Origin of the sequence: Streptomyces botrytidirepellens, from assembly GCF_003721215.1 — a bacterium.
Taxonomy (GTDB): domain Bacteria; phylum Actinomycetota; class Actinomycetes; order Streptomycetales; family Streptomycetaceae; genus Streptomyces; species Streptomyces himastatinicus.
The window spans coordinates 1-4,570 of the sequence record NZ_RIBZ01000140.1 but is presented as its reverse complement, the minus strand read 5'-3'; the positions used below and the strand labels follow the sequence as shown (position 1 = coordinate 4,570).

General features: G+C 63.9%; 3 protein-coding genes and 2 pseudogenes. 1 reads left to right on the top strand and 4 read right to left on the bottom strand.

Annotation, left to right across the window (positions count from 1 at the left end; translation table 11 throughout):
• Positions 1–162: 162 nt before the first annotated feature.
• The gene (locus EEJ42_RS50770; RefSeq protein WP_184503027.1) at positions 163–543 is read right to left on the bottom strand and encodes a hypothetical protein; all 381 of its coding nucleotides are present in this window, start codon (positions 541–543) and stop codon (positions 163–165) included.
• Positions 544–1,868: 1,325 nt separating this feature from the next.
• Here EEJ42_RS50770 and EEJ42_RS51765 point away from each other — a divergent pair.
• Positions 1,869–2,084, top strand: coding sequence for a hypothetical protein (locus EEJ42_RS51765; protein ID WP_148081916.1), 216 nt, complete (start codon positions 1,869–1,871; stop codon positions 2,082–2,084).
• Here the strand turns inward: EEJ42_RS51765 and EEJ42_RS51760 are convergent.
• The 3 genes and pseudogenes from EEJ42_RS51760 to EEJ42_RS52670 all read right to left on the bottom strand — a co-directional run.
• A pseudogene (locus tag EEJ42_RS51760) lies at positions 2,012–2,251 on the bottom strand (IS481 family transposase); the annotation flags it as partial. The gene EEJ42_RS51765 and the pseudogene EEJ42_RS51760 sit on opposite strands and share 73 nt — an antisense overlap.
• Before the next feature lie 120 nt (positions 2,252–2,371).
• Positions 2,372–2,890 (bottom strand): hypothetical protein, encoded by a 519-nt coding sequence (locus EEJ42_RS10650; protein ID WP_123099716.1) that lies wholly within the window; start codon positions 2,888–2,890, stop codon positions 2,372–2,374.
• 342 nt (positions 2,891–3,232) lie between these two features.
• A pseudogene (locus EEJ42_RS52670) lies at positions 3,233–4,357 on the bottom strand (integrase core domain-containing protein).
• Positions 4,358–4,570 lie beyond the last annotated feature (213 nt).

The following is a 4,570-nucleotide window of genomic DNA, read 5'->3' as shown; positions in this document are numbered from 1 at the left end:
GCATCCGTCAAATCACCCCGCCCCATGTCCATATCAACGACGCAGGCACGCGGCAGTCACATGATCGGACGGACAAGTCCTAGGCCAGCGAAGCGGTGAACGGCAGCTTGATGACGTTCCCGCTGTCGAGGTTGACGAGGGCGGCGAACGCGCCGCCTTGCATCAGATCCGGCTTGTTTGTGAACGTACGCGGCGCGTAGACGACGCGGCGTGCTCGTGGTCGATGACGCACTGGTGGCCGATCCACGAATCTGCGGACATGCCCGGCTCGCTCAGGACGGTGGCGTTCTTCCACTCGTACGCCTTCGCGCTGTCGGCGACGAGGACGTGCACACCATCGCTGTCGGCGGCGAGGGGGACAGCTCGGTCCGCAGAGGTGTTCCAGCCCTTGCCGAGTGTGCTGCCCGGATCAGCAACCCGGCCTGGAGCCGGTGGTGTGGTGCGGCTGGGGCTGTGGTTCGGCTCGGGTGCGGCGGCAACGGGCGCTGCTTGCAGGAGGCCGCCGGTCAGTGCGGCACAGGCCATCACCGCGGTCATGGACACGCCTGTTCGCCTTCTGAGCCTCAGTAGGGTCACAGATAAGCGAGCGCGTCTGCGTCCGCTTCATCTCATGCTTCGACTCCATCGTTATGGATATGCCTGTCCCCATGCCTTGCCACCCGCGGGCACGGATTGTCTTTGGGTGAGAAGACACTGAGGAGGCGTCACCGAGCTTCGGCCCGCCTGGTGAAGTGTAGCGGGAATTATCCCGAAGTCCCGGGTCGGCCGGTTGGCCGGATTGCCTGCGGACTCGCGATGTAGGTGTGCGTCATGCATGCCCACCTGATACGCGTAAGTACGGCGCGAGAGTAGGAGATACCGACGTGGCGGCTCCTGCGGCTTATTGACGCCGGAGCCGCCTCAGCGTCAGCTGAACTTCTCTACTCTTGTGCTCTTTACGATGGTCACCTGGGGGTTTTCCGGTGCTGGACTCCCGGGATCACTCGCGGTGAGTTCTGCGGGCCATGAAGTCCCGGGGTACAATCCGACCACTTCACTTTTCACGTGAACCGTGACATCGAATCCCTGAGAGCCGGTTACACGGACGGCGACATCGTAGAACGCACGTCGATCGCCATGATTGGTGATTTTTACCGGCACGGTCAGAGCGGATCCGCTGCGGACGGGCTTGAAGACCGTCACGTCCCCCTTGGCCGTCACGGGGTGGCTGAAGTTTTCACTCTCCTTGCCCTCCCCCGGCGTGACCGGGACGCCGCTGGGAGCCGCTGCAGCCCGTTCTCGGCCTGCCTCCTCTTGCGCTCGCTGCATAGCCGTCTGAGGAGTGGGAGAGCTTCCTGCCGCTGATGTGGAAGGTTTGGGAGTGATCGTTGAAGAGGGTGATTCCGCGGCCACTGATGCCCTTGAGGACAGTGGGGTGGCAGCGCTTGGGTCATCCCCGTCGGCACCGCAAGCAGTGGTGAGAACGCCCGCTGACAACATCAGCACGGTGAGAGTGAGTGCCGAACCGTGCGCTCCCGGCCGGTGGCGCGTGAGGGCGGATTGTTGTGCCGATGTGTGCATGATTCCGTTCCACTGGTAGAAGGCGTGGTTTGGGAGTCGATTGTCGTGCGGTCGACGCACGGCTCCGGCGTGCGGAGGCACTCTTGGTTCCTCAGGTCACTTCACTCAGTACGCTGGCGCGGTGCGTATGGACAACTGTCCGAATGCCACTGCGGTCATGCAGAACAGCAATGTCGCGGCGTTCATTGATGCGGTCTACGGCCCCTTCTGCGAATGAGCTGATCTTGAGGCATTGAAGAGCTGGCCATCACCCGTGCGGCCCAGTGCCGTTTGGTGATGTTGTTGTCGTCTTTGGGCTGGGGTAGGTTGTGACCTCGATCGAGTGGACCGCGTACCTGCGGTTCAAGTGGCTGATCGCCGCGCATGAGCTGCATCTGTTCTTCTCGCCGACTTGCGATGGCCTTGAGTGGGCGGCCGTTGCCACGGACCGTGACGAGCATCTGCTGGGGCTGCCGCCGTCGGGGATACGGTCGAGTTTCTTGACGTCGTTGTGGGCCAGCTCGCCCGGTCGGGAGCTTTCGTAGCGGCGGACGGGTTCACCGGTGGCCCGGTCACAGGCGGCCCCAGGCCGCATGCCGTGGCGTTGTGGGTGGTGGTGTGGCTGACCTGGAACCATTCAGCGGCCCCGCCGCAGCGGCCATTTGTCCTCAGCGATGCACCGGGCCAGACGCAGCCTGCCAGTCGGGGGCAGCGTTACGGTGGATCAACGAGGGCCTCAGGCTTCACAATCCACGCCGAAACCGGAGGCCCTCGCCCCATTCAAACACCCCTCACGGCGCGCCGCCCGTCACCACGTGCCGGGACAGCATACCTAGTCGCACAGGTACTCGTAGTCTGACTTGTAGTTGATGTAAAGCGTTCCCTCGTACCACATCTGGGCGGTCACGTGCGCACACACCGGCTGAGATGTGTAGACGGGGCCTGCGTACTGGCTGAAGGTGCCTTCGTCAGTGTCACACGCGGTATTCCTCACGTTGCACACCTTTAGCTTCATGTGCTGTGCGCTGCCGAGGTTGTTGTCCATGATGGAGCAGCCGCTGTCGTTGCCGCCCTTGGTGTAGCTGAATACCGTCGCATGACGCAACTTCGGGTCGGTGCCCTTGGGTAGCGGAGTGACGCTGCTGAGTTCGTAGCCGGAGCCGCACACCGTAGCGGCCACCGAGACCACCTCCGGATTGGCCAGGGCGTACGCCTTGGTTTGCGTGTTGGCGCTCTGAGCGACCTTCACGGCAGGCTTGTCCGCGCCGGCAGCTTGCGGCGTGAGGACAGCCATCGCGGCCAGGACTGCTGCGGCAACGGCCATACGTCTGACGGGCGTGAGGATAGTCATGGTGAGTTCCCCCCTGTGGGATTTGTGTGGACTGGTCGTGCAGGCCTCAACCTGACGCTTCGACCAGTCGGGCGAAGTCAGCCTCGCGGTCGGCGGCAACCTTAGTCGCAGGACAGTTCGAATCACAGGCCGCAATGATGCGGGAGGAGACGGCGGAGAGGGGGTACCTGATGACGCATAGTCACCTGATATGGCCACGACGCCTGCTAGATGGGTAGAAGTCCACCTACGATCCTTCGATGGAATGTCACAGTCAGTGCGTGTGTGGCTTACCTCACTTGAAGTTCCCAAAGTCCAAGTTGCCGGTTGAACTTGTGCCGCTCGAAAAGTCATCGCTGCATGTCATGCCGCGTATCTGTACTCGTTGATGAGGCCGCCGAGGATCCGAGTGCGTAGGACTACGCCGGTGCTGAGGCTATGCGCCGCGGCGGGTTGTTCGTGGGCGTCGGGTGGTAGCTGGTTGCGGGCCTGGTGGGGTCGGTGTTCGTTGTAGTGCTGTTCGTAGGCGGCGAGGACGTGGTGGGCGTGGGTCTCGTTCATGATGAGGACGTGGTCGAGGGCTTCGCGTCGGATGCTGCCGATGATGCGTTCGCAGTGCGCATTCATGCGGGGAGCCTGTGGGCACTGTTGAGGATCTCCATCTCCTCGGCCCGAAAGACGGCATCGAACGCCTCGCCGTACGTGCCATCGCGGTCGCGCAGCAAGAAGTGCAGGGACTCGATGCGTATGTCCAGGTCGGCGGTGAGGTTCCTGGCCTGCTGCACCGCCCAGTCCCGTGTCGGGCGGGTGGTGACCCTGGTGATGTGCAGCCGCCGGGTGCCGTGCTCGAGGAACACCAGCGCGTACAACCGCCTGCCGAGGGCGGTGTCGATGTGAAAGAAGTCTGCCGCGATGATGCCCTCGGCTTGCGTGATCAGGAACTCGCGCCAGGTGGGGCCTGAGCGACGTGGCGCGGGGTCGATACCGGCCGCGTTGAGGATCTCCCACACCGTCGAGGCGGCGATGCGATACCCGAGTTGGGCAAGTTCCCCTTGGATCCGCCGGTGCCCCCACGTGGGATTCTCCCTTGCCAGCCGCAGGACGAGTTTCTTGATTGCTGCCGGNTCCCTTGCCAGCCGCAGGACGAGTTTCTTGATTGCTGCCGGGGTGGGTGGGCGGCCGGTGCCCCGGCGCGCGGTGTAGTCCCACTTTGCGGCGATGAATCTGCGGTGCCAGGCAAGCAGGGTGCCCGGGGGTGACAGGGAAGATCTTGAGCCAGTGGCGTCGGGGTATCAGCGCGGACAGGGCGGCGAATCAGAACCGGTCGGCGGGCTCGTAGCGGACCGGTCCGGCCAACTGGCGGCGCAGGACCGCGTTCTCGTGCCGCGGCACCAGAAGTTCCGCGTCCTTCGCCGTCCCGCGACGGAGGAGCACCGATGGAACAGTCAGCAGCTTCCGGGTCACCTTGTACAGCAAGGACACGATCACGGAGGACATGATCCCAGCAGACTGACGCACCCCGCTCACCTGCGGCGATGACTTTTCGAGCGGCACACGGTCAGCCGCGCGTCATCACGCCAACCAGTCCTGGAGCGCGATCCGTTGGAGCCGACCGCGACGACCCGGAACTGTCCGCACTGCCAGCAGCCGGTCACCATCGTCGCGCTGCTGGCGACCCCGGAAGCGGCCCGCCCCTCTGTC